Annotated in this window: 18 protein-coding genes and 1 pseudogene; 8 read left to right on the forward strand and 11 right to left on the reverse strand. The window is 70.6% G+C overall.

The window, feature by feature from the left end:
• From NS331_RS26230 to NS331_RS17325, 8 genes and pseudogenes are all read right to left on the reverse strand, one after another.
• Positions 1 to 185 (reverse strand): annotated as a pseudogene (locus NS331_RS26230) (hypothetical protein); the annotation flags it as partial.
• 18 nt (positions 186 to 203) lie between these two features.
• Positions 204 to 1,334, reverse strand: a complete 1,131-nt coding sequence (locus NS331_RS17295) for an acyl-CoA dehydrogenase family protein (protein WP_058643208.1) — start codon at positions 1,332 to 1,334, stop codon at positions 204 to 206.
• A gap of 48 nt (positions 1,335 to 1,382) precedes the next feature.
• Positions 1,383 to 2,015: a pyridoxamine 5'-phosphate oxidase family protein gene (locus NS331_RS17300; protein WP_058643225.1), complete on the reverse strand. Its 633-nt coding sequence runs from the start codon at positions 2,013 to 2,015 to the stop codon at positions 1,383 to 1,385.
• A 13-nt stretch (positions 2,016 to 2,028) separates the two neighbouring features.
• Complete coding sequence (locus NS331_RS17305; RefSeq protein WP_058643209.1) at positions 2,029 to 3,282, reverse strand: glutamate carboxypeptidase; 1,254 nt, start codon at positions 3,280 to 3,282, stop codon at positions 2,029 to 2,031.
• A 174-nt stretch (positions 3,283 to 3,456) separates the two neighbouring features.
• Positions 3,457 to 4,641 carry an acetyl-CoA C-acyltransferase gene (locus NS331_RS17310; RefSeq protein WP_058643210.1) on the reverse strand — a complete coding sequence of 395 codons (1,185 nt, stop codon included), beginning with the start codon at positions 4,639 to 4,641 and terminating at the stop codon, positions 3,457 to 3,459.
• Positions 4,642 to 4,746: 105 nt separating this feature from the next.
• A complete protein-coding gene (gene aceK, locus NS331_RS17315) occupies positions 4,747 to 6,615 on the reverse strand; it encodes a bifunctional isocitrate dehydrogenase kinase/phosphatase (RefSeq protein WP_058643211.1) in 1,869 nt (622 codons plus the stop codon).
• A gap of 28 nt (positions 6,616 to 6,643) precedes the next feature.
• Complete coding sequence (gene can / locus NS331_RS17320; RefSeq protein ID WP_058643212.1) at positions 6,644 to 7,354, reverse strand: carbonate dehydratase; 711 nt, start codon at positions 7,352 to 7,354, stop codon at positions 6,644 to 6,646.
• Positions 7,355 to 7,376: 22 nt separating this feature from the next.
• On the reverse strand, positions 7,377 to 7,793 hold the full coding sequence (locus tag NS331_RS17325; RefSeq protein WP_058643213.1) for a MerR family transcriptional regulator: 417 nt from the start codon (positions 7,791 to 7,793) through the stop codon (positions 7,377 to 7,379).
• A 142-nt stretch (positions 7,794 to 7,935) separates the two neighbouring features.
• Between NS331_RS17325 and NS331_RS17330 the strand changes: the two genes are divergently transcribed.
• Together NS331_RS17330 and NS331_RS17335 are read left to right on the forward strand one after the other, a co-directional pair.
• Positions 7,936 to 9,024 (forward strand): MBL fold metallo-hydrolase, encoded by a 1,089-nt coding sequence (locus NS331_RS17330; RefSeq protein WP_058643214.1) that lies wholly within the window; start codon positions 7,936 to 7,938, stop codon positions 9,022 to 9,024.
• Positions 9,025 to 9,238: 214 nt separating this feature from the next.
• Positions 9,239 to 10,564 (forward strand): leucine-rich repeat-containing protein kinase family protein, encoded by a 1,326-nt coding sequence (locus NS331_RS17335; protein WP_058643215.1) that lies wholly within the window; start codon positions 9,239 to 9,241, stop codon positions 10,562 to 10,564.
• Between the two features lie 54 nt (positions 10,565 to 10,618).
• On the opposite strand, the gene NS331_RS17340 is transcribed toward NS331_RS17335, so the two are convergent.
• Positions 10,619 to 11,254 (reverse strand): MSMEG_1061 family FMN-dependent PPOX-type flavoprotein, encoded by a 636-nt coding sequence (locus NS331_RS17340; protein WP_058643216.1) that lies wholly within the window; start codon positions 11,252 to 11,254, stop codon positions 10,619 to 10,621.
• A gap of 69 nt (positions 11,255 to 11,323) precedes the next feature.
• Here NS331_RS17340 and NS331_RS17345 point away from each other — a divergent pair, with 69 nt between their 5' ends.
• A complete protein-coding gene (locus NS331_RS17345; RefSeq protein ID WP_058643217.1) occupies positions 11,324 to 12,100 on the forward strand; it encodes an AraC family transcriptional regulator in 777 nt (258 codons plus the stop codon).
• Positions 12,101 to 12,139: 39 nt separating this feature from the next.
• Here the strand turns inward: NS331_RS17345 and NS331_RS17350 are convergent, their stop codons facing one another.
• The gene (locus NS331_RS17350; RefSeq protein WP_058643218.1) at positions 12,140 to 13,738 is read right to left on the reverse strand and encodes an OpgD/OpgG family glucan biosynthesis protein; all 1,599 of its coding nucleotides are present in this window, start codon (positions 13,736 to 13,738) and stop codon (positions 12,140 to 12,142) included.
• Between the two features lie 170 nt (positions 13,739 to 13,908).
• Between NS331_RS17350 and NS331_RS17355 the strand changes: the two genes are divergently transcribed.
• Positions 13,909 to 14,679, forward strand: coding sequence for an SDR family oxidoreductase (locus NS331_RS17355; RefSeq protein WP_058643219.1), 771 nt, complete (start codon positions 13,909 to 13,911; stop codon positions 14,677 to 14,679).
• Here the strand turns inward: NS331_RS17355 and NS331_RS17360 are convergent.
• Entirely contained in the window at positions 14,625 to 15,614 is a 990-nt protein-coding gene (locus tag NS331_RS17360) for a DMT family transporter (RefSeq protein WP_058643220.1), read from the reverse strand. The two genes, NS331_RS17355 and NS331_RS17360, sit on opposite strands and share 55 nt — an antisense overlap.
• A gap of 84 nt (positions 15,615 to 15,698) precedes the next feature.
• Between NS331_RS17360 and NS331_RS17365 the strand changes: the two genes are divergently transcribed.
• The 4 genes from NS331_RS17365 (at position 15,699) to NS331_RS17380 (ending at position 20,530) form a co-directional block, all read left to right on the forward strand.
• Entirely contained in the window at positions 15,699 to 16,604 is a 906-nt protein-coding gene (locus NS331_RS17365) for a LysR family transcriptional regulator (RefSeq protein ID WP_345940357.1), read from the forward strand.
• Positions 16,601 to 17,494, forward strand: coding sequence for a LysR substrate-binding domain-containing protein (locus tag NS331_RS17370; RefSeq protein ID WP_058643222.1), 894 nt, complete (start codon positions 16,601 to 16,603; stop codon positions 17,492 to 17,494). Before NS331_RS17365 ends, NS331_RS17370 begins: the two co-directional genes overlap by 4 nt.
• Before the next feature lie 159 nt (positions 17,495 to 17,653).
• A complete protein-coding gene (locus NS331_RS17375) occupies positions 17,654 to 19,315 on the forward strand; it encodes an L-lactate permease (protein ID WP_058643223.1) in 1,662 nt (553 codons plus the stop codon).
• Between the two features lie 60 nt (positions 19,316 to 19,375).
• The gene (locus tag NS331_RS17380) at positions 19,376 to 20,530 is read left to right on the forward strand and encodes an alpha-hydroxy acid oxidase (protein WP_058643224.1); all 1,155 of its coding nucleotides are present in this window, start codon (positions 19,376 to 19,378) and stop codon (positions 20,528 to 20,530) included.
• Positions 20,531 to 20,680: the final 150 nt, after the last annotated feature.

Raw genomic sequence — 20,680 nt, forward strand, 5'->3', positions numbered from 1 at the left:
TCGTCGCCCAGGCCGAAGGCGGTGTAGCGCGACCGCATGAGCGTCTCGGCATCGGGCACGCGGGCAGCCCGCACGTCGGCCGGCGTCTGCGCATCGGTGAGGAAGCGGCCGCAGCAGTCCGCATGGGCAAGGAGCTTGCCGCGCAGCTTGCGGCCGCAGGGACAGGGAAGGTGGGGTTCGGGCATGCGCAGGGGGCGGCGGGGTCAGGCCAGTGCGCGCTGGATCAGCAGCTTCTGGATGTCCGAGGTGCCTTCGTAGATCTGGCACACGCGCACGTCGCGGTAGATGCGCTCCAGCGGGAAGTCCTTCACGTAGCCGTAGCCGCCCAGCGTCTGGATGGCGGCGCTGCACACGCGCTCGGCCATCTCGCTGGCGAAGAGCTTGGCCATGGCAGCTTCCTTGAGGCAGGGCCGGCCGGCGTCGCGCAGGCTGGCGGCATGCCAGATGAGCTGGCGCGCCGCCTCCAGCTGCGTCGCGCAGTCCGCCAGGCGGAAGCCCACGGCCTGCTGGTCGAAGATGGGGCCGCCGAAGGCCGTGCGGTCCTTGGCGTACTGCAGCGCGAAGTCGAAGGCGCTGCGGGCCATGCCCACGCTCTGCGCGGCGATGCCGATGCGCCCGCCCTCGAGCGCGCCCAGGGCGATCCTGTAGCCCTCGCCTTCCTGGCCGATGAGGTTGTCGGCCGGAATGCGGCAGGCGTCGAACTGGATCAGCGCGGTGTCGCTGCTGTGCTGGCCCAGCTTGTCCTCCAGCCGGGCCACGGTGTAGCCGGGCGTGTCGGTGGGCACCAGGAAGGCGCTCATGCCCTTCTTGCCGGCGGCTTTGTCGGTCATGGCGATGACGATGGCCACCTGGCCGTTCCTGCCGCTGGTGATGAACTGCTTGGTCCCGTCGATCACCCAGCCGTCGGCATCCTTGCGCGCCGTGGTGCGCAGGGACGACGCATCGCTGCCCGCCTGCGGCTCGGTCAGGCAGAAGGCGCCCAGCATCTGCCCCTGTGCCAGCGGCTGGAGCCACTGCTTCTTCTGCTGCGCATTGCCATAGCGCATCAGGATGGCGTTGACCGGGCAGTTGGTCACGCTGATGGCCGTGCTGGTGCCGCCGTCGCCGGCCGCGATCTCCTCCAGCACCAGTGCGAGGGTGAGGTAGTCCAGACCGGCGCCGCCCTCCTCCTCGGGCACGCAGATGCCGTAGGCGCCCAGCCGGGCCAGGCCCTGGTGCGCGTCCCGGGGGAAGTGGTGGTCGCGGTCCCATTGCGCGGCATGGGGCCAGAGCTCGGCCTGGGCGAAGTCGCGCACCGCGTCGCGGATGGCTTCCTGGTCGGGGGTGAGCAGCATGGGATGTCTCCTTGTCGGGTCTTGTTCTTCGGTGCGGGCAGCGCGGGCTCAGGCGCCGGGACGGGCTTCCTCGTCCAGCTGGGTGCGGTAGCGGGCCAGCATCTGGTCCTGCGATTCCGCCGGGGCGGCGGTGCCCATCTGGTCGTGGATCATCTGGTTGAGCGTGGGCAGGGCCGAGCGCGGGCCCCAGGTGGCGGCATCCCACAGCTGCGAGCGCATGAAGGCCTTGGGGCAGTGCAGGTAGGCCTCGTGCACCTGCACCTCGACCACCAGCCTGGGCCGCTGGCGCTCGGTGTCGAACTGGCCGGTGAACTCGGGCTCGTCGCGCAGGCGCGCGCGGCCGTTGACCCGCAGCGTCTCGTCCACGCCGGGCACCAGGAAGATCAGCGCGATGCGCGGATCGGCCAGCAGGTTCTCGAAGGTGTCGAGCCGGTTGTTGCCGCCCGAGTCCGGCAGCAGCAGCGTGCGGCCGTCCTCGCTCGCCTTGACGAAGCCTGGCGCGCCGCCGCGCGGCGACGCATCGAGCAGTGCGCCATGCACGCCGCCGCTGGCCACCACGCAGAAGGGCGACAAGGCGACGAAGCGCCGGCCGTGCACGTCGAGGTGATCGAGCTGCTTGCGCAGCGCGCGCTCGCCGGGGGCGGCGTAGAGGGCGCGCAGTTGGTCGAGGGTCTGGATCATGGCGGCGTCCGTTTCAGCGGCCGGCACCCAGGTCCATGATCAGGCGGCTGGCCATGTACAGCCGGCGCGGGATCGCGTCGATCTGCACGTACTCGGCCTTGTCGCTGTGGTAGTTGAAGCCGGGCAACCCCAGGCTCTCGATCACGGGCTTGCCGGCCAGCGCGGCATAGGCCGCATCGGTGCCGCCGCCGGAGCGTTCCTCGATCACGAGGCTGCCGCCGGCCTCGCCGTAGTAGCCCACGGCCTTGTCGATCAGCACCCGGCCCGCCTCGCCGGCATTGAAGGCCGGGCGGCCGCGGGTGACCAGCACCTGCACCTCGGCATTGGGCAGCTTCTTCTTCTGCGCGCGGGCTTCCAGTTCCTTCATGGCCGCCTCGAAGTCCTCGTTGCGGGCATAGCGCACGTCGGCATTGAGCGTGGCGCTGTCGGGAATGATGTTGGACACGGCGCCGGCCTTGGCGATGGTCCAGTTGAAGCGCAGGCCGCGGGCCTTGTCGTCGATGTCCATGGTGCGCAGCACCAGGTCGGACGCCTCCACCAGCGCATTGATACCCAGCTCGGGCGCGGCGCCCGCATGCGAGGCCTTGCCCTTGATGTTGACCTGCACGTAGGCGATGCCCGAGGTGCCCAGCGTGAAGCCTTCCTTGATGGCCGACGAGGGCTCGAAGGACAGCACGTAGTCGGCCTTGGCCGCCTCCTGCTGGATCAGGTCGCGCGAGCCGAAGGAGCCCTTCTCTTCGTCGGTGTTGAACAGCACCGTGATGCTGCCGAAGTCCTGGAAGCCGCGCGCCTTGAGCAGCTGCAGCGCATGCAGGATGACGGCGTTGCCGCCCTTGTCGTCGGCGATGCCCGGGCCGTAGGCCTTGTCGCCCTCGATCTTGAAGGGCGACTTGGCCAGCGTGCCCTTGGGATACACCGTGTCCATGTGCGAGATGAGCAGCAGGCGCTTGCCGCCCTTGCCCTGCAGCCGGCCGACGATGTTGTCGCCCACCACCGGCCCGGCCGCCGCGCTGCGCGTGACGGTGAAGCCCAGGGCCTTGAGCCGATCTTCCAGGTAGGCGCCGGCCACGGCCATGCCGTCCGCATTGCCGGTGCCGGTCTCGATGTTGACGAGCTGCTCCAGAGTCTTGACCACCGCCGGCTGCTCGGCGCTCGCGGCCTGGAGCAGCGCCTCGTCGCGGGCATGGGCCGGCGCGGTGGCCAGGAAGGAAGCGGCCAGCAGGCCGGCGAAGAGGGGGCGGAGCTTGAAGGAAGAGGAAGAAGTCACAGGGATTCGATCAAAGAAAAACGTAGAACGAGCAGTCGTCGGCTCACATCGAGCGGCCGCGGAGCAGGCCATGTCAGGGCACCCGAGGAACTGGCTTTGCCAGGCCTCCGGGTGCGCCCCCCTCCAAGCCGCAGGCGCCAGGGAGGGGGGAGCCGCGAAGCGGCTTGGGGGGTGCTACACCAACTCCAGGGCCACGGCCGTGCCTTCGCCGCCGCCGATGCACAGCGTCGCCACGCCGCGCTTCAGGCCGCGCTGCTGCAGCGCATGGATGAGCGTGACCATGATGCGCGCGCCGCTGGCGCCGATGGGATGGCCCAGCGCACAGGCGCCGCCGTGCACGTTGACGATGCCATGCGGCACGCCCAGCTCGTGCATCAGCGCCATGGGCACCACGGCGAAGGCCTCGTTGACCTCCCACAGGTCCACGTCCTTCACCGACCAGCCGGTCTTGGCGAAGAGCTTCTGCACGGCGCCCACGGGCGCGGTGGAGAACCACTCGGGCTGCTGCGCATGCGTGGCATGGCCCACCAGGCGGGCGATGGGCTTGGCGCCGATCTTCCTGGCGTGCGCCTCGGTGCTCATCACCAGCGCCGCGGCGCCGTCGTTGATGGACGAGCTGGAGGCGGCGGTGATGGTGCCGCCCTCCTTCTTGAAGGCGGGTTTGAGCGTGGGGATCTTGTCCAGCTTGACCTTGCCCGGGCCTTCGTCCAGCGCGACCACCGTCTCGCCGCCGCGGCCCTTGACGGTCACGGGCGCGATCTCGGCCTGGAAGAGGCCGTCGCGGCTCGCATGCTGGGCGCGCGTCACGCTCTCGATGGCGAAGGCGTCCTGCTGCTCGCGGGTGAAGTGGTACTTGGCGGCGCAGTCCTCGCCGAAGGTGCCCATGCTGCGGCCGGGCTGGTAGGCGTCCTCCAGGCCGTCGAGCATCATGTGGTCGAAGATGCGGTCGTGGCCCATGCGGTAGCCGCCGCGGCCCTTGAGCATGAGGTAGGGCGCGTTGGTCATGCTCTCCATGCCGCCGGCCACCATCACGTCGTGCGTGCCGGCCCGCAGCAGGTCGTGCGCCAGCATGGCGGCCTTCATGGCCGAGCCGCACATCTTGCTGAGCGTGACGGCGCCGGCGCTGTCGGGCAGGCCGCCCTTGTAGGCCGCCTGGCGCGCCGGCGCCTGGCCCTGGCCGGCCATCAGGCAGTTGCCGAACAGCACCTCGCCGACGGTGTCGGGCGCGATGCCGGCGCGCTCGACGGCCGCCTTGATGGCAACACCGCCCAGGTCGTGCGCGGCGAGCGAGGCGAAATCGCCCTGGAAGGCGCCCATGGGCGTGCGGGCGGCGCCGAGGATGACGATGGCTTCGGACATGGCGGGAGTCTCCTTGTGCAGGTTGAAAGGCAAGGGTCGAGCCCCTCTCCCCTGGCGGGAGAGGGGTTGGGGAGAGGGGGCGTGCGCTCGGGCGCGACCGCGGAATCAGGACAACGTGGCCGCATGGGTCGCAAGCAGCAAAGGCGGTGCATCCGGCACCGGATCCGCGGCTGCGCGCACGAAGCGCCGCCGCTCGTCGTAGGGAAACACGTCCGGCATCTGGCCGGCCAGGATGCGTTCCTTGTGGCGCTGCCAGAAGGCGGCGTCGAGCAGGTCGGCATGGTGCGCCATGAAGGCCGCGCGCACGTGGTCGTTGGCCAGCAGGAAGGGCTCGAAGGTCTCGGGGAAGACGTCGCGCGGGCCCACGCTGTACCAGGGTTCACCGCTCAGCTCGTCCTCTTCGCAGCGCGGCGGCGGCACGCGGCGGAACTGGCAGTCGGTGAGGTACTCGATCTCGTCGTAGTCGTAGAACACCACCTTGCCGCCGCGCGTGAGGCCGAAGTTCTTCCACAGCATGTCGCCGGGGAAGATGTTGGCGGCCACCATGTCCTTGATGGCATGGCCGTACTCGACCACCGCCTGGGTCAGCTGCTGCTGAGCCCGCTCGGCCGCCGCCGGCGACTCGGGCTGGGCGATCTGCTCCAGGCATTCGGCCAGCAGGATGTTCAGCGGGATCATGCGGCGCTCGATGTAGACGTGCCTGATGACCAGCTCCATCTCGCCGTTGCCGTCGCGGTCGCCGATCTCGACCTGGCTGGGCGCGAAACGCTGCAGTTCCTCGACCAGCGCAGGCTCGAAGCGGTCCAGCGGAAAGCCGACCTCGCTGTACTCCAGCGTGTCGGCCATGCGGCCCACGCGGTCGTGCTGCTTGACCAGCTGGTACTTGCGCTGCACCTGCTCGCGGGTGGTGTCCTTGGGTGGCGGGTAGAAGTCCTTGATGACCTTGAAGACGTAGGGAAAGGACGGCAGGTCGAACACCAGCATCACCATGCCCGGAATGCCCGGCGCGATGCGGAAGCGGTCGCTGCTGTAGGCAAGGTGCGAGAGGAAGTCGCGGTAGAACAGCGTCTTGCCCTGCTTGCCCAGGCCGAGCGCGCTGTAGATCTCGGCACGCGGCTTGTGCGGCATGAGCGCGCGCAGGAAGCGCACCCAGGCGCTGGGCACCTCCATGTCCACCATGAAGTAGGCCCGCGCGAAGGAGAACAGCATCTGCAGCTCGTCCTCGCCGAAGAGGGCCGCGTCGATCACCAGGCGCCCGTTCGCGTCATGCAGGATGGGCAGGGCGAAGGGCAGCTCGGTGAAGCCGTTGAGCACGCGGCCCACCACGTAGGCGCCCTTGTTGCGGAAGAACAGGCCCGACAGCACCTGCAGCTGGAAGTTGGCGCGCAGCCGCACCGGCCCCAGCGCACCCAGCACGGCCTGCGCCACCTGCTGCGCGTCGCCCGCCAGGTCGGCGAAGGGCACCACCAGGCCGAAGTCGTTCACCAGCTGCATCACGCTGCCCGCCAGCGAGCCGTCCCGCGGGTAGTAGGCGCGGTAGGTGGGCGCGCCTTGCGGCTCGATGTACTCGGTGCTGATGGCCGGCCGCACGAAGATAAAGTCGTTCTGGAAGTAGGCCCGGTGCAGGATCTTGATGGTGACCGAGTTGAAGAAGCTCTCGGCCAGCTCGGGCTGGTGGTGGTCCACCAGCAGGCCGATGTAGTGCAGCTTGACCTGCTGCCACACGTCCATGGGCTGGGTGCCGGCGCCGAACTCCTTCTCCAGCCGGGCGACGGCTTCGGCCACCCGCAGGGCATAGAACTCGATGCGCTCGCGCTGGGCGCGCTGCTGGCCGGCCCAGTCGGCGGTCTCGAAGCGGTGCTTGGCGCGGGCCGATTCGGCGCGAAACAGCCGGTAGTGCCGGTTGAAGCCGTCGATCAGCGCCTTGGCGATGTCGTGGGCGAGCGGCGAATCCAGGCGCTGAGGGGGAAACATGCCGGCTCCGTCGCTCGCCCGTGCGGGCTCACTTGTCCTGCAGCACCGCCTGCGCGCGCGGCTGCGGCGTGGCGGCGGCAGGCGCGCTCCACTTGGCACGGATGCGCTGCACGGCGGCCTTGTAGATGCCGTCGAGCGGCCTGGCGCCATCGACGCTGATGCCCAGGTCCTGCAGCAGGCCGTCGTGCACGCCGAAGGCCCAGCCGTGGATGGTGACCTTCTGGCCGCGGCTCCAGGCGTCGACCATGACGGTGCTCACCGCCACGTTGACCACCTGCTCGGCCACATTGAGTTCGCACAGCGCGTCGTCGCGCACGGCCTCGGGCAGGCTCTCCAGCATGACGTGGTGACGGTCGCGCACGTCCTGGATGTGGCGGATCCAGTTGTCGGCCAGGCCCACGCGGGTGCCCTTCATGGCGGCCTTGACGCCGGCGCAGCCGTAGTGGCCCACCACCATGATGTGCTCGACCTTGAGCAGGTCGACCGCGAACTGGATGGTGGACAGCGCGTTGAGGTCGGAATGCACCACCACATTGGCCACGTTGCGGTGCACGAACACCTCGCCCGGCTCCAGGCCGGTGATCTGGTTCGCGGGCACGCGGCTGTCGGAGCAGCCGATCCACATGAACTTGGGCGTCTGCTGCTTCACCAGGCTGGTGAAGAAGCCGGGGCGGTCGCGCTCCATCTGGGCGGACCAGGCACGGTTGTGGGCAAACAGTTCTTGGATCGGGTCGGTCATGGCGCGGGATTGTGTCAGTGCTTCAGGAATCGGCCTGCGCCAGGGCCTTGGCGGCCGCCTTGCGGGCCCGCGTGAGGGCAGACCGGCTGGCGGCCTCCTGCGCGCGCACCTCGGCGAGGTTGGCCTGCAGCTCGGCGAGCTGCGCCTCCAGCCGCTCGCGGTGGGCGCCCAGCACGCGCAGGAAGGCTTCCAGCTGCGGCACCGTGTCCCGCGGGCTGTCGTACATGTCCAGCACGTCGCGCGCCTCGGTCAGGCTCAGGCCCAGGCGCTTGGCGCGCAGCGTGAGCAGCAGCCGCGCCCGGTCGCGCGCGGTGTAGACGCGGTTGCGGCCCTGGCGCTCGGGCGTGAGCAGGCCCATGTCCTCGTAGAAGCGGATGGCCCGCGTCGTGAGGTCGAATTCCTTGGCGAGCTCGCCGATGGTGTAGGTGGGGTTGGACATGCAGGGGATGGGATCGCCGCGCGCCGCGAAGGGTCGCGCACCGGCGACAGCACCATCTGGCAGCGCTGCCTACAATGACCGCAACTCTTCCGTTGACGTAAACGTCAATCCTAGCCGAGCCGGCCGCACCCGGCAATGCCGCATGAACCTCCTCGAACGCGAACTCCACTATCCCCTGGGCGACACGCTGCCCGAGCCCGGCCGGACGATCGAGGTGGCACCCGGCGTGCGCTGGATCCGCATGCGCCTGCCCTTCGCGCTGGACCACATCAACCTCTGGCTGCTGCGTGACCGCATCGACGGCCGCGAGGGCTGGAGCGTGGTGGACTGCTGCATCGCCCGCGACGAGGCGCGCCAGCAGTGGGAGCAGGTGTTCGAGACCGAGCTGCAGGGCCTGCCCATCCTGCGCGTGATCGTCACCCACATGCACCCCGACCACATCGGCCTGGCGCACTGGCTGTGCGAGCGCTGGAATGCGCCGCTGTGGATCAGCTCCACCGACTACCACGTGGCCCGCGTGCTCAGCACCACCGGCGACACGCTGGCCGGCGGCGAGGCCGCCGCCGCCTTCTTCGCCATGCACGGCTTCACCGACCCCGAGGCGCTCGCCAAGCTGCGCGCCCGCACCAGCTACTACCGCAACATGGTGCCCGCCGTGCCCGACCGCTTCGTGCGCATGATGGACGGCGACGTGATCCGCATCGGCGACCACGACTGGCGCTGCATCGTCGGCTACGGCCATGCGCCGGAGCACATCGCGCTGTTCTGCGACTCGCTGGCCTGGGAGGACGAGGCCGGCCGCCACACCGGCGTGCTGCTGGGCGGCGACATGATGCTGCCGCGCATCTCCACCAACGTCAGCGTGCACGCGGGCGAGCCCGAGGCCAATTCGCTGCGCCTCTTCCTCGACAGCATCGAGCGCTTCAACACGCTGCCCGCCGACACGCTGGGTCTGCCTTCGCACGGCAAGCCCTTCCGCGGCATCCACCGCCGCGTCGAGCAGCTGCAGGAGCACCACCGCGACCGCCTGGCCGAGCTGCAGGCCGCCTGCGCACAGAAGCCGCACACCGCGGCCGAGGCGCTGCCCATCCTGTTCAAGCGCGAACTGGACCTGCACCAGATGACCTTTGCCCTGGGCGAGACCATCGCGCATCTGCACTGCCTGTGGTTCGCAGGCCAGCTGCGGCGCGAGCTGGGCGAGGACGGCGTCTACCGCTTCCGGCTGGCCTGAGGCGCGGCACGGACGAGCCCTCTCGCCGACCTGAGGCACGGCACGGACGAGCCCCTCTCCCCTCGCGGGAGAGGGGTTGGGGAGAGGGGGTGCGCGCGCCACTGCGGCGCCCAGTCGTGGGCCTCCCCTCTCCCCAGCCCTCTCCCGCAAGGGGAGAGGGAGCGAAGCCCGCTTCGGCGTTACGACGCCATCGCCATCCCCCTAAACTGCCCCGATGACCGACGACCTGCAACGGCTGCGCGCCGGCGAACTGGCGGCCGCGCGCCGCCTGCGCATCGCGGCCGACCTCGAGACCTTTCCGCGCGAGATCTTCGACCTGGCCGACACGCTGGAGGTGCTGGACCTGTCCGGCAACCGCCTGGACGCGCTGCCCGACGACCTGCACCGGCTGCACCGCCTGCGCGTCTTCTTCGCCTCGTCCAACCGCTTCACCGAACTGCCGGCCGCCCTGGGCGCCTGCCCGCAGCTGGAGATGGTGGGCTTCAAGGCCAACCGCATCGCCCATGTGCCGGCCGAGTCGCTGCCGCCGCGGCTGCGCTGGCTGATCCTGACCGACAACGACCTTGCCGAACTGCCGGCCGAGCTGGGTGCACGGCCGCGGCTGCAGAAGCTGATGCTGGCCGGCAACCGGCTCGCGGCGCTGCCCGACACGCTGCAGCAATGCCAGGCGCTGGAACTGCTGCGCCTCGCGGCCAACCGCTTCGAGGCGCTGCCCGCATGGCTGGCGGATCTGCCTGCCCTTTCGTGGCTGGCCATCGGCGGCAATGCCTTCAATGCGGCGGCCGAAGCCGACGCGCGCGAGGGCCAGGCGGCGAGTGCCATCGAATGGTCGGCGTTGACGGTGGGCGAACTGCTGGGCGAGGGTGCCTCGGGCCGCATCCATGCCGGCGTGCTGGGCCAGGGCGCGTCGGCGCAAGAGGTGGCGATCAAGCGCTTCAAGGGTGAGGTCACCAGCGACGGCTGGCCGTTGACCGAAATGGCCGCCAGCCTGGCGGCGGGCAGCCATCCGCGCCTGATTCCGGTGCTCGGGCGGCTGCAAGGGCATCCCGAGGGCGCGCAGGGCCTGGTCATGGCCCGCATCGCGCCGCACTACCGCACACTGGCCGGCCCGCCGAGCTTCGACAGTTGCACGCGCGACGTCTATGCCGAAGGGTTGCGCATGCCCGCCGACGTGGCGCTGCGCATCGCCGCCGATGTGGCATCCGCGCTGGCGCACCTCCATGCCCGCGGCCTGGTGCATGGCGACCTCTACGCCCACAACATGCTGTGGCGGCCCGACGCTTCAGCGGGCGAGGCCACGGCGCTGCTCGGCGACTTCGGCGCCGCAGCCTTCGCGCTGGCGGGCGCCATGGGCGATGCGCTCCGGCGCATGGACGTGCGCGCCTTCGGTGTGCTGCTGTCAGAGTTGAGCGCGCTGGCCGACGGTCCCCTGCCAGGTGATGTGGCGGCATGGTCGGAGCGCTGCCTGCAGCCCCAACCCGCGCTGCGACCCGACGCGCCGACCCTGAGCGCCATCGCGGCCGGCTGGACCCGCCGCTGACCGGCCGCGCAGGCCGCTGTTCCTCCGGCAACGTCCGTTGCCGAGCCTGGCGGCTCAGTACAGGTCGTGGCGCACGGCGTGGGTGTAATGCGCGTCCATCTGCGCCACCTGCCCCTCGTCCAGGCCCAGCACCGCGGCCTTCATGCGGCCGATGGACGGCAGCGCGGCGCGGTCCAGCTGCGATTCGGGCGCCCACAGCCGCGCGCGGTTGACGGCCTTGCCGCAGTGGAAGAGCGTTTCGTCGATGTGCACCACCACGCCCAGCTTGGGGGTCTTGCCACCTTCCGCCAGCCGCGCCAGCAGGTCCGGCGTGCACGACAGCCGCGCCCGGCCGTTGATGCGCAGGAAGACCTCCAGCCCCGGAAACAGAAAGAGCAGCGCCACCCGCACGTCGTCCTGCAGATTGCGCAGCGATGCCAGCCGGTTGTTGCCGGGCCAGTCGGCGAAGGCGATGGTGCGCGCATCCAGCGCCTGCACGAAGCCCGGCGGGCCGCCGCGCGGCGAGGCGTCCAGCCCACCGCTGCCGCCGGTGGCCAGGCAGAAGAAGGTGGCGGCGCGCAGGTAGTCGATGTGAAAGGGCGTCAGCGCCGGCAGCACGCCCTTCAGGATGGCCGGCGAGGGCGGCGCGTAGAGCCGGTCGAGGTCGACGGCACCGCCGCCGTCTGGGGGACTGGAGAAATCGTTCGTCATGCGCCCATGCTAGGGAGCGCCAGCCCGCACTGCTAAGCTGCCGGCGCCATTCGATCGCGCAATCACGCCATGCTTCATGACGGCCCCTGGCTGGCCCTGCAGGACGAGGACGGCGGCCCGCTGGTGGTCGGCCGCGCCGGCACCGACGCGGATCACGACACTGCCGCCCACCACCATGCCCGCGGCCAGCTGATCGGCTGCGGCCGCGGCGTGCTGAGCGTGGGCACCGCCGCCGGCACCTGGGTCGTGCCGGCGCGCCACGCGGTGTGGCTGCCGCCGCGCGAGGTGCATTGGGCACGCATGCACGGCCCTTTTACCGGCTGGTCGCTGTACGTCGCCCCCGCGGCCTGCGAAATGCTGCCTTCGGCCCCCTGCACCGTGGCCGTGACGCCGCTGCTGTGGGAAGCCGCCCTGCGCTGCGCCGAGCGCGCCAGCGACGCACCGGACGCCGCTCAGGACCGGCTGGCCGCCGTCATCGTGGACGAGATCCGGCGCCTGCATCCGCAGCCCCTGGGCCTGCCGATGCCGCGCGACGCGCGCCTGCTGCGCATCGCCCAGGCGCTGCTGGCCGAGCCCGCACAGCAGCGCACGCTGCCGGAATGGGCCGCCTGGGCCGGCCTGTCGGACCGCACACTGAGCCGCCGTTTCGTGGCCGAAACCAGCCTCAGCTTCAGCGTCTGGGTACAGCGCGCGCGGCTGCTGCGCGCGCTCGAATGGCTGGCCGAGGGCCGCGCGGTGACGGCGGTGGCGCTGGAACTGGGCTACGACAGCGTGAGCGCCTTCATCGCGCTGTTCAAGCGGCAGTTGGGTCGTACGCCGGCGGCGTATTTCGGCCGCAAGGGCTGATGGCGCCGGCGGCGTCGGACACCCGCCGCCTCTTGGGGCTCAACCCGGCTGCAGCTGATACAGCCAGGTCTCCGTCAGCGTCACGCCACCGTTGCGCAGATACAGCCGCATGTCCACCGGCTCGTTGTTGCCCGGCGCGGGCGTGAAGTCGAACTGCGCGCGCCAGTGGCCCGGCACGCCGTTGGGCACGGCCTCGGTGAAGACGTACGAGAAGCTGCCGCTCGATGCGCTGAGCACCGCCTCGGGCTTGACGCCGAAGGGAATGTCCTTGAGCGTGCCGCCGATGAACTCCACCATGAACTTGCGCACGCCCTGGGGCCGCGGCTGACCCGGCTGGCCGCCGCGCCCGATGCGCGTGGCCACGCAGCGGGCGAGTGGGCCGGGGAAGGGCTCGTCGGCCTGCCAGTACAGGCGGTAGCGCAGGTTGTAGCTGCTGCCCTTGGCGGCCGGCGCGGCCGGCACCCAGAAGGCGACGATGTTGTCGTGGATCTCGTCGTCGGTCGGGATCTCGATCAGCTGCACCGAGCCCTCGCCCCAGTCGCCCAGCGGTTCGACCCAGAGGCTGGGGCGCTTGTCGTACATCACGCCGTCCTGGTAGTGGTCGAAGGCGCGGTCGCGCTGCAGCAGGCCGAAGCCCTTGGGCGCGCGGTCGTTGAACTGCGAGGCGCGCGTGACGGCCGGGTTGTTGAGCGGACGCCAGATGCGCTCGCCGCCGCCGGTCCACAGCGCCAGGCCGTCGGAATCGTGCACCTCGGGCCGCCAGTCGATGCCGCGGGCGCCCAGGGTCTCCGAATACCAGTACATCGAGGTCAGCGGCACCAGGCCCAGCCGGCCCACGTCGCGGCGCAGGAAGAGGCGCTGCTCGATGTCCATGACCACGGCCGCCTTGCGCTGCATGACGAAACGGAAGGCGCCGGTGACGCTGGGGCCCTCCAGCAGCGCGTAGACGACGACCGTGGTGTCGTCCTTGGGCGGCTCGAACCAGAAGCGGGTGAAGTTGGGGAACTCTTCCGGCCGGTCGGGCAGGGCGACGTCCAGGGCGATGCCGCGGGCCGACAGCCCGTACTGGTACAGCTCGCCGATGGCGCGGAAGTACGACGCCCCCAGAAAGGCCACCCAGTCGTTCTTGCGCCAGTCCAGCTTGGCCTGGTCGCCCAGGCGGCTTTCCTGAAAGCGGAAGCCGGCGAAGCCCGCGCCGTCGGGCAGCTGCCTCGCCGGGCTGTCGGCGGGCATGTCGAAATAGGCGCTGTCGTAGACGATCTCGCGCGCGAAGATGTCGCCGCCCGCGTTCTCCAGCACGTGCATGTGCACCGGCACCTGGAAGAAGCGGCCCAAGTGGAAGAAGGTGACGGGGAAGGCGCCCGGCCCGTCCTTGAACAGGGCGTAGTCGGTGTCGAAGCGGATCTTGCCGTGGGCGTCGTAGTCGATGCGCTCCAGCACGTCCTTCGGCAGGCGGTTCTCCTGCGCATAGGGCCGGCCGGCCAGGGCCTGGGCATCGGCCACCAGGGCGTCCCACGAGAAGGGCCGAGGCTGGCTCAGTTGCAGGGCCTTGGCGTTCTGGGCCAGGGCGGGCCGGCCGAGCAGGCCCAGGGCGAAGGCGGCGGCGCCGGAGGAAACGAAGGAGCGTCGGTCGAGCATAGGCAGTGGAGGCGGTTCTCTTGTTCTTGTTCCGGGCCGCAACCATAACTGCTGCGGGATTGTCCCGATGTCGGAATTGCACTTCGATGCATCCCGTTGCGTTTGGCGCCTTGGCGACGGCCCCGCGCGGCATGGGCTTTTAAGCTGTGCTTCAGAAGGAGACACGCACCATGGACACCTCGAACCTGTTTTCGCTCAAGGGGCGCACGGCCCTGATCACCGGCGGCTCGCGCGGCATCGGCCGCATGATCGCCGAAGGCTATCTGGCGCAGGGCGCCCGGGTCTACATCTCGGCCCGCAAGGCCGATGCCTGCGACCAGACGGCGAAGGAACTGTCGGCGCTGGGCCATTGCGTCTCGCTGCCGGCGGACGTGTCGACGATGGAGGGCGTGCAGGCCCTGGTCGCCGCCTATGCCAAGCACGAGGAGTCGCTGGACATCCTGGTCAACAACGCCGGCGCCGCCTGGGGCGCGCCGTATGAAGAGTTTCCCGAGAGCGGCTGGGACAAGGTGGTGGACCTCAACATGAAGTCGCCCTTCTTCCTGACGCAGGCACTGACGCCCATGCTCAAGAAGGCGGCCACCGACCACCTGGCGAAGGTGATCCACATCGCGTCGATCGACGGCATCACCGTCAACCCGTGGGAAACGTACTCCTATGCCGCCAGCAAGGCGGGCCTGATCCACCTGACCAAGCGCATGGCGATGCACCTGGCGCCGCACCGCATCGTCGTCAGCGCCATCGCGCCCGGACCTTTCGCCTCCAGCATGAACAAGGAAGCGCGCGACCACGGCGACGAGGTGGCCGGCCGCGTGCCGCTGGGCCGCGTGGGCACGCCGGAAGACATGGCCGGCGCCGCCATCTACCTGGCCTCGCGCGCGGGCGACTACGTGGTCGGCTCCACGCTGGTGGTGGACGGCGGCTGCGCCTGGGGGCGCTGAGGCGCCGAACGCGCAGGCCGCCCGGCCCAGGCCGCGGCGCCGGCGATGAGCAGGCCACCGAGCCATCCGGTCCACGTCAGCCGCTCGCCGAGCAGCGCGACGGCGATCAGGGCACCGAACAGCGGCTCGCTGCCCATCAGCAGCGCGGCCCGGCTGGGCGGCATGCGCCGCACCGCATGGTTCTGCGCGAAGAAGGCGAAGACGGTGCAGCCCAGCACCAGGAAGGCCATGGCGCCCCAGAAGGCCGGCGACGCCGGCAGGCCGGACCCGCCTCCGCCGCCCGGCCGCAGGGCCAGCAGCGCCGCGCCGACCGCCACGACGCCGCACTGCACGGCCGTGAGCGTCAGGGACGGCAGCGTGTGCCGCACGGACCAGCGCCGCGTCAGGCAGACCATCAGCGCCCGCAGCAACGCCGCCGCCAGCAGCAGGGCGGCGCCCGTGGCCTGGCCGGCCGGCGCCTGCGGATCGAGCGCCAGCAGCGCCGTGCCGGCCACGCACACCGCCGTGGCGCCGAAGAGCCGCAGCGCCGGCCGCCGGCCCGACAGCGCCCATTCCACCCAGGGCGTGAAGGCCACGCACAGGCTGATCAGGAAGGCCGCCTGCCCGGCCGGCGTGCGCAGCAGGCCTTCGGTCTCGCACACGAAGATGGCCAGCAGGTTGAGCCCCAGCACCAGTCCCACCGCCAGGCCGGCCGCGCCGCCCGGGCGCCACAGCGGCCGCAGCGCCGGCAGCAGCACGAGGAAGGTGAGCGCAAAGCGCAGCGCCAGGAAGGCCGCCACCGGCATGTGCGCCAGCGCCGGCTTGGCCGCCGCATAGCTGGCGCCCCAGATGGCGGCGACGGCCAGCAGCAGGAGTTCGGGCGAGGCCAGCCAGGCGAGCCTCGGGACGCTTCCGGCACTCGGCGCGGATGGGTTGGAATGTGGGGCGATCGGCATGCGGGCGATTCTTCGGCGCCACCCCGCGGCCGACCAGCCGGCCGGCCGGAACAAAATCCCTTCCCCATGGGAAGCAATGCACTCTTGAGCCTGCTGCCGGAGATGGTGGCCTTCGCCCACGTCGCCGAGCACGGCAGCTTCTCGGCCGCCGCCCACGTGCTGGGCATGACGCCCTCGGCCGTGAGCCGCCAGGTGGCGCGGCTGGAGGCGGCGCTGGGCGCCCGCCTGCTGGCGCGCACCACGCGGCAGCAGCGGCTGACCGAGGCCGGGCGCGAGGCCTTCGCCCGTTGCCGCGAGCTGGTGGCCGCCGCGCAGGCGACGCTGGCGGTGGGCGAGCGCTTCGCGGCGGGGCCGGCCGGCGTGGTGCGCCTCTCCGCGCCCACGGCCTTCGCGTACCAGGTGCTGCATCCGCTCATGCGGGAGCTGCTGGCGGCGCAGCCGGGCCTCGAACTGCGCCTGATCGCCGACGACCGCGACATCGACCCGGTGCGCGAGGACGTGGACCTGGTCGTGCGCATCACCCGCCAGCCGCCGGAGGGCCTGGCGGGCCGGCCACTCATGCCGGTGCGCCACCTGCTGTGCGCCGCGCCAACCTACCTGGCCGAGGCCGGCCTGCCCGCGCATCCGCAGGAACTGCCCGGCCACAGCTGCCTCTGGCTGGGCGAGCATCCGCGCGACCACCACTGGCGCCTGCGCCGGGGCGACGAGCAGGTGGAGGTGGCGGTGCATGGCCGCTATGCCGTCAACCACAGCGGCGCGCGGCTGGATGCGGCGCGCCGTGGCCTGGGCATTGCCTGCCTGCCCGACTTCAGTGCCCGCGCCGCCCTGGCCGCGGGCGAGTTGCAGCAGGTGCTGGGTGACTGGGAATTCCTGGGCACCTACACCGGCCAGGCCTGGCTGCTCTATCCGCCGGACCGCCACCTGCCGCCCAAATGCCGGGCCGTGATCGACCACCTCGCGGCCCGCCTCGGCCCCACGTCTGCCCCATGACCGCTGCCCGCATTCCCCCCATCCAGTCCCTCCTGGCCTTCGAGGCCGTGGCGCGCCTGCGCAGCGTGACCCAGGCGGCGGCCGAGCTGTCGGTCACGCCCAGCGCCGTGAGCCACCGCATCCGCCAGCTGGAGACGCAGCTGGGCCTGAAGCTCTTCGCCGCGCGCGGCGAGTTCCTGCCCTCGCCCGAAGGCGCGGCCTACCTGCTGCGGGTGCGCGAGGCCATGGCCGCGCTGCAGGACGCGCCGCGCCTCGCCCGGCCGGCCCCGGCCGCCACGCGGCTGCGCGTGGCCGTCACGCCCACCTTCTCGCGCCAGCTGCTGCTGCCGCGGCTGGCGCTGTTCCGCCATGCCTACCCGGACATCGAGCTGATGCTGCAGGTGGCCATCCCGATCCACAACGTGACGGCGGAGGAGGCCGACATCGAGCTGCGCTTCGGCGTCGGCCCTTTTCCGCACCGGGAGTCGATGCACCTGCTGTCCGACGAGGTCTGCCCCGTCTGCAGCCCCGACTACCTGCGCGAGGCCGGCCCCTTCGACGGCGACTTCGACGCCGAGGCCGAGATCGGCCGCGCCCACCTGATCCGCTCGCCGCTGGAGCCCTGGCGCACCTGGTTCCGGGCCTGCGGCATCGGCCTGCCCGAGCCGGCCTCGGGCAACCAGTTCAACGACCTGGGCCTGGTGCTGGACGCCGCCGTCGCCGGCTTCGGCGTGGCGCTGATGCGGCTCAGGCTGGGCCAGGGCTGGCTGGACAGCGGCCGGCTGGTGCGCCTGTCACGGCGCAGCGTGCGCTCGCCGCACGACTACTTCCTCTGCTGGAAGCCGGGCACGCTGGAGCGCTGGGAATGCGCCGCCTTCGTGGAGTGGATCCGGCAGGCCATGCGGGACTGAGCAGGCCGGCGGCGCGTGAAAAAGATTCACGCCCCGACCGCCTCCATTTCACGCCCGCCCCCGGCTCGCGCTTCTAAAGTCCCGTCCCGTTGCACGCTGGCAGCCCGGGGGGCCGCAGGCCTGCAGCGCCCACAACAACACACGCAGGAGACACACGCCATGCCCTGGCAGCAGATCTACGACCCCTTCGGCAACATGTTCCTCTCCACCGCCCTCGCGGCGATCCCGGTGGTGGTGATGCTGGCCGCACTGGGCCTCTTCCACATCAAGGCGCACATCGCCGCCGGCATGGGGCTGGTCGCGGCACTGCTGGTGGCCGTCTTCGCCTATGGCATGCCGGCCGACCTGGCCGGGCGCGCGGCGCTGTTCGGCGGCTTCACCGGCCTGCTGCCCATCGGCTGGATCGTGCTCAACATCATCTTCCTGCACCAGCTGACCGAGCAGAACGGCAGCTTCGCGGTGCTGCAGGATTCGCTCTCGGGCATCACCGAGGACCGGCGCATCCAGCTGCTGCTGATCGCCTTCTGCTTCGGCGCCTTCTTCGAGGGCGCGGCCGGCTTCGGCACGCCGGTGGCGGTGACGGCGGCCATCCTGATCGGGCTGGGCTTCTCGCCGCTGGCGGCCTCGGGGCTGTCGCTCATCGCCAACACCGCGCCGGTGGCCTTCGGCGCGCTGGGCACGCCGGTGATCACGCTGGCCAAGGTGCACGGCTACGACCTGATGGAAGTGACGGCCATGATCGGCCGGCAACTGCCCTTCTTCTCGCTGCTGGTGCCCTTCTGGCTGATCTGGGCCTTCGCCGGCCGCAAGGCCATGATGGAGATCTGGCCCGCCATCCTGGTGACGGGCGTGAGCTTCGCGGTGCCGCAGTTCCTGGTCTCCAACTTCATCGGGCCGGAGCTGGTGGACATCATCGCGGCCGTCGTCTCGATGCTGAGCCTGGTGGCCTTCCTGCGGGTGTGGCAGCCCAAGCGCATCTGGACCTCGCCCTCGATGCGCGGCAACGACCCCAGCGCCGCCGAGGCCAAGCCGCCGCAGCCGGTGCGCCAGCACAGCCGCGCCGCGCTGGTGCGGGCCTGGATGCCGTGGCTGATCCTGTCGGTGTTCGTCTTCGTCTGGGGCCTGCCGGCGGTCAAGACCTGGCTCAACGGCCTGTTCGCGCCCAGCTTCCCGATGCCGGGCCTGCACAACATGATCGACAAGATGCCGCCCGTGGTGACCACGCCGCACAAGGAATCGGCCATCTATGTGCTGAACCTGCTGTCGGCCACCGGCAGCGGCATCCTGCTGGCGGCCGTGCTCAGCGCCCTGCTGATGAAGTACAGCCCGGTGGCCATCGTCGGCACCTTCTTCCGCACGCTGTGGATGGTGCGCTACTCGCTGCTGACCATCGTGCTGATGCTGGCGCTGGGCACGCTCACGCGCTTCTCGGGCACCGACACCACGCTGGGCCTGGCCTTCGCCAACACCGGCGTGCTGTATCCCTTCTTCGGCACGCTGATGGGCTGGATCGGCGTGGCGCTCACGGGTTCGGACACGGCCTCGAACGTGCTCTTCGGCGGCATGCAGAAGGTGGCGGCCGAGCAGTTGGGCCTGTCGCCCAACCTGATGGGTGCGGCCAACAGCTCGGGCGGCGTGATGGGCAAGATGATCGACGCGCAGTCCATCGTCGTCGCCTCCACCGCCACGCGCTGGTTCAATCACGAAGGCGATATCCTGCGCTACGTTTTCTTCCACTCGATCGCGCTCGCGGCGCTGGTGGGGCTGTATGTGACGCTGCAGGCGTACGTCTGGCCCTTCACCCTGACCGTGGTCCACTGATCAAGCCCAACCCGGCGCGCCTCTCCGCGACGCGCCGTGGCCGCCCCTTCCGGAACACCCATGACCGTCATCACCAACATCGAAGACCTGCGCGTGCTGGCGCAGAAGCGCGTGCCGCGCATGTTCTACGACTACGCCGACTCCGGCGCCTGGACCGAAGGCACCTACCGCGCCAACGAAGAGGACTTCCACAAGATCAAGCTGCGCCAGCGCGTGGCCGTGAACCTGGAGAACCGCAGCACCGCCACCACCATGGTCGGCGTACCCACGAAGATGCCGGTGGCCATCGCGCCGGTGGGCCTGACCGGCATGCAGCATGCCGACGGCGAGATCCATGCCGCGCGCGCGGCCGAAAAATTCGGCATTCCGTTCACGCTCTCGACCATGAGCATCTGCTCCATCGAGGACATCGCGCAGAACACCACGGCGCCCTTCTGGTTCCAGCTGTACATGATGCGCGACCGCGATGCCATGGCCCGCATGATCGACCGCTGCAAGGCCGCGAAGTGCAGCGCGCTGGTGCTGACGCTGGACCTGCAGGTGATCGGCCAGCGCCACAAGGACATCAAGAACGGCCTGACGGCGCCGCCGCGGCCCACGCTGAAGAACATCCTCAACCTGGCGACCAAGCCGCGCTGGGTGCTGGGCATGGCGCGCACCGAACGGCGCACCTTCCGTAACCTGGTGGGCCACGTGAAGGGCGTGAGCGACATGAGCTCGCTGGCCGCATGGACCAACGAGCAGTTCGATCCGCGCCTGTCGTGGGCCGACATCGAATGGGTCAAGCGGCAGTGGGGCGGGAAGCTGATCCTGAAGGGCATCATGGTCGAGGAAGACGCCCGCATGGCCGCCGACAGCGGCGCCGACGCCATCGTGGTGAGCAACCACGGCGGCCGCCAGCTCGACGGCGCGCCCAGCAGCATCTCGGCCCTGCCGGCCATCGTGGACGCGGTGGGCCATCGGCTGGAGGTGTGGATGGACGGCGGCATCCGCAGCGGCCAGGACGTGCTCAAGGCCTGGGCCCTGGGCGCGCGTGGCACGATGATCGGCCGCTCGATGGTCTACGGCCTGGGCGCGATGGGCGAGGCGGGCGTGACGCGCGCGCTGCAGATCATCCACAAGGAGCTGGACACCACGATGGCCTTCTGCGGGCACACGCAGTTGCAGAACGTGGATCGGCGCATTCTGTTGCCGGGGACGTATCCGGGGGGTTGAGGTCGGTCTCTTTCGTTGAACGGGGGTCCGACACTGGCGACGAGGCTCGCTTGTGGATGAGGGTCCGGTCCAGGCGCTGGGCTCGCTGTCTGACGGTGGTCCGGCCCTCGTACCGGGCTGGCTGTCTGACGATGGTCCGGCCCTGGTGCC

Source organism: Pseudacidovorax intermedius (assembly GCF_001476815.1).
In the GTDB taxonomy this organism is placed as follows: Bacteria; Pseudomonadota; Gammaproteobacteria; order Burkholderiales; family Burkholderiaceae_C; genus Xenophilus; species Xenophilus intermedius_A.

Coding starts and splice junctions, on each gene's coding strand:
- NS331_RS17310 (WP_058643210.1), bottom strand. CDS start 4,641: ATGTCCGAAGCCATCGTCATCCTCGGCGCCGCCCGCACGCCCATGGGC.
- NS331_RS17355 (WP_058643219.1), top strand. CDS start 13,909: ATGGACACCTCGAACCTGTTTTCGCTCAAGGGGCGCACGGCCCTGATC.
- NS331_RS17350 (WP_058643218.1), bottom strand. CDS start 13,738: ATGCTCGACCGACGCTCCTTCGTTTCCTCCGGCGCCGCCGCCTTCGCC.
- NS331_RS17345 (WP_058643217.1), top strand. CDS start 11,324: ATGCTTCATGACGGCCCCTGGCTGGCCCTGCAGGACGAGGACGGCGGC.
- NS331_RS17340 (WP_058643216.1), bottom strand. CDS start 11,254: ATGACGAACGATTTCTCCAGTCCCCCAGACGGCGGCGGTGCCGTCGAC.
- NS331_RS17325 (WP_058643213.1), bottom strand. CDS start 7,793: ATGTCCAACCCCACCTACACCATCGGCGAGCTCGCCAAGGAATTCGAC.
- NS331_RS17380 (WP_058643224.1), top strand. CDS start 19,376: ATGACCGTCATCACCAACATCGAAGACCTGCGCGTGCTGGCGCAGAAG.
- NS331_RS17370 (WP_058643222.1), top strand. CDS start 16,601: ATGACCGCTGCCCGCATTCCCCCCATCCAGTCCCTCCTGGCCTTCGAG.
- NS331_RS17295 (WP_058643208.1), bottom strand. CDS start 1,334: ATGCTGCTCACCCCCGACCAGGAAGCCATCCGCGACGCGGTGCGCGAC.
- NS331_RS17375 (WP_058643223.1), top strand. CDS start 17,654: ATGCCCTGGCAGCAGATCTACGACCCCTTCGGCAACATGTTCCTCTCC.
- NS331_RS17330 (WP_058643214.1), top strand. CDS start 7,936: ATGAACCTCCTCGAACGCGAACTCCACTATCCCCTGGGCGACACGCTG.
- aceK (WP_058643211.1), bottom strand. CDS start 6,615: ATGTTTCCCCCTCAGCGCCTGGATTCGCCGCTCGCCCACGACATCGCC.
- NS331_RS17335 (WP_058643215.1), top strand. CDS start 9,239: ATGACCGACGACCTGCAACGGCTGCGCGCCGGCGAACTGGCGGCCGCG.
- NS331_RS17300 (WP_058643225.1), bottom strand. CDS start 2,015: ATGATCCAGACCCTCGACCAACTGCGCGCCCTCTACGCCGCCCCCGGC.
- can (WP_058643212.1), bottom strand. CDS start 7,354: ATGACCGACCCGATCCAAGAACTGTTTGCCCACAACCGTGCCTGGTCC.
- NS331_RS17360 (WP_058643220.1), bottom strand. CDS start 15,614: ATGCCGATCGCCCCACATTCCAACCCATCCGCGCCGAGTGCCGGAAGC.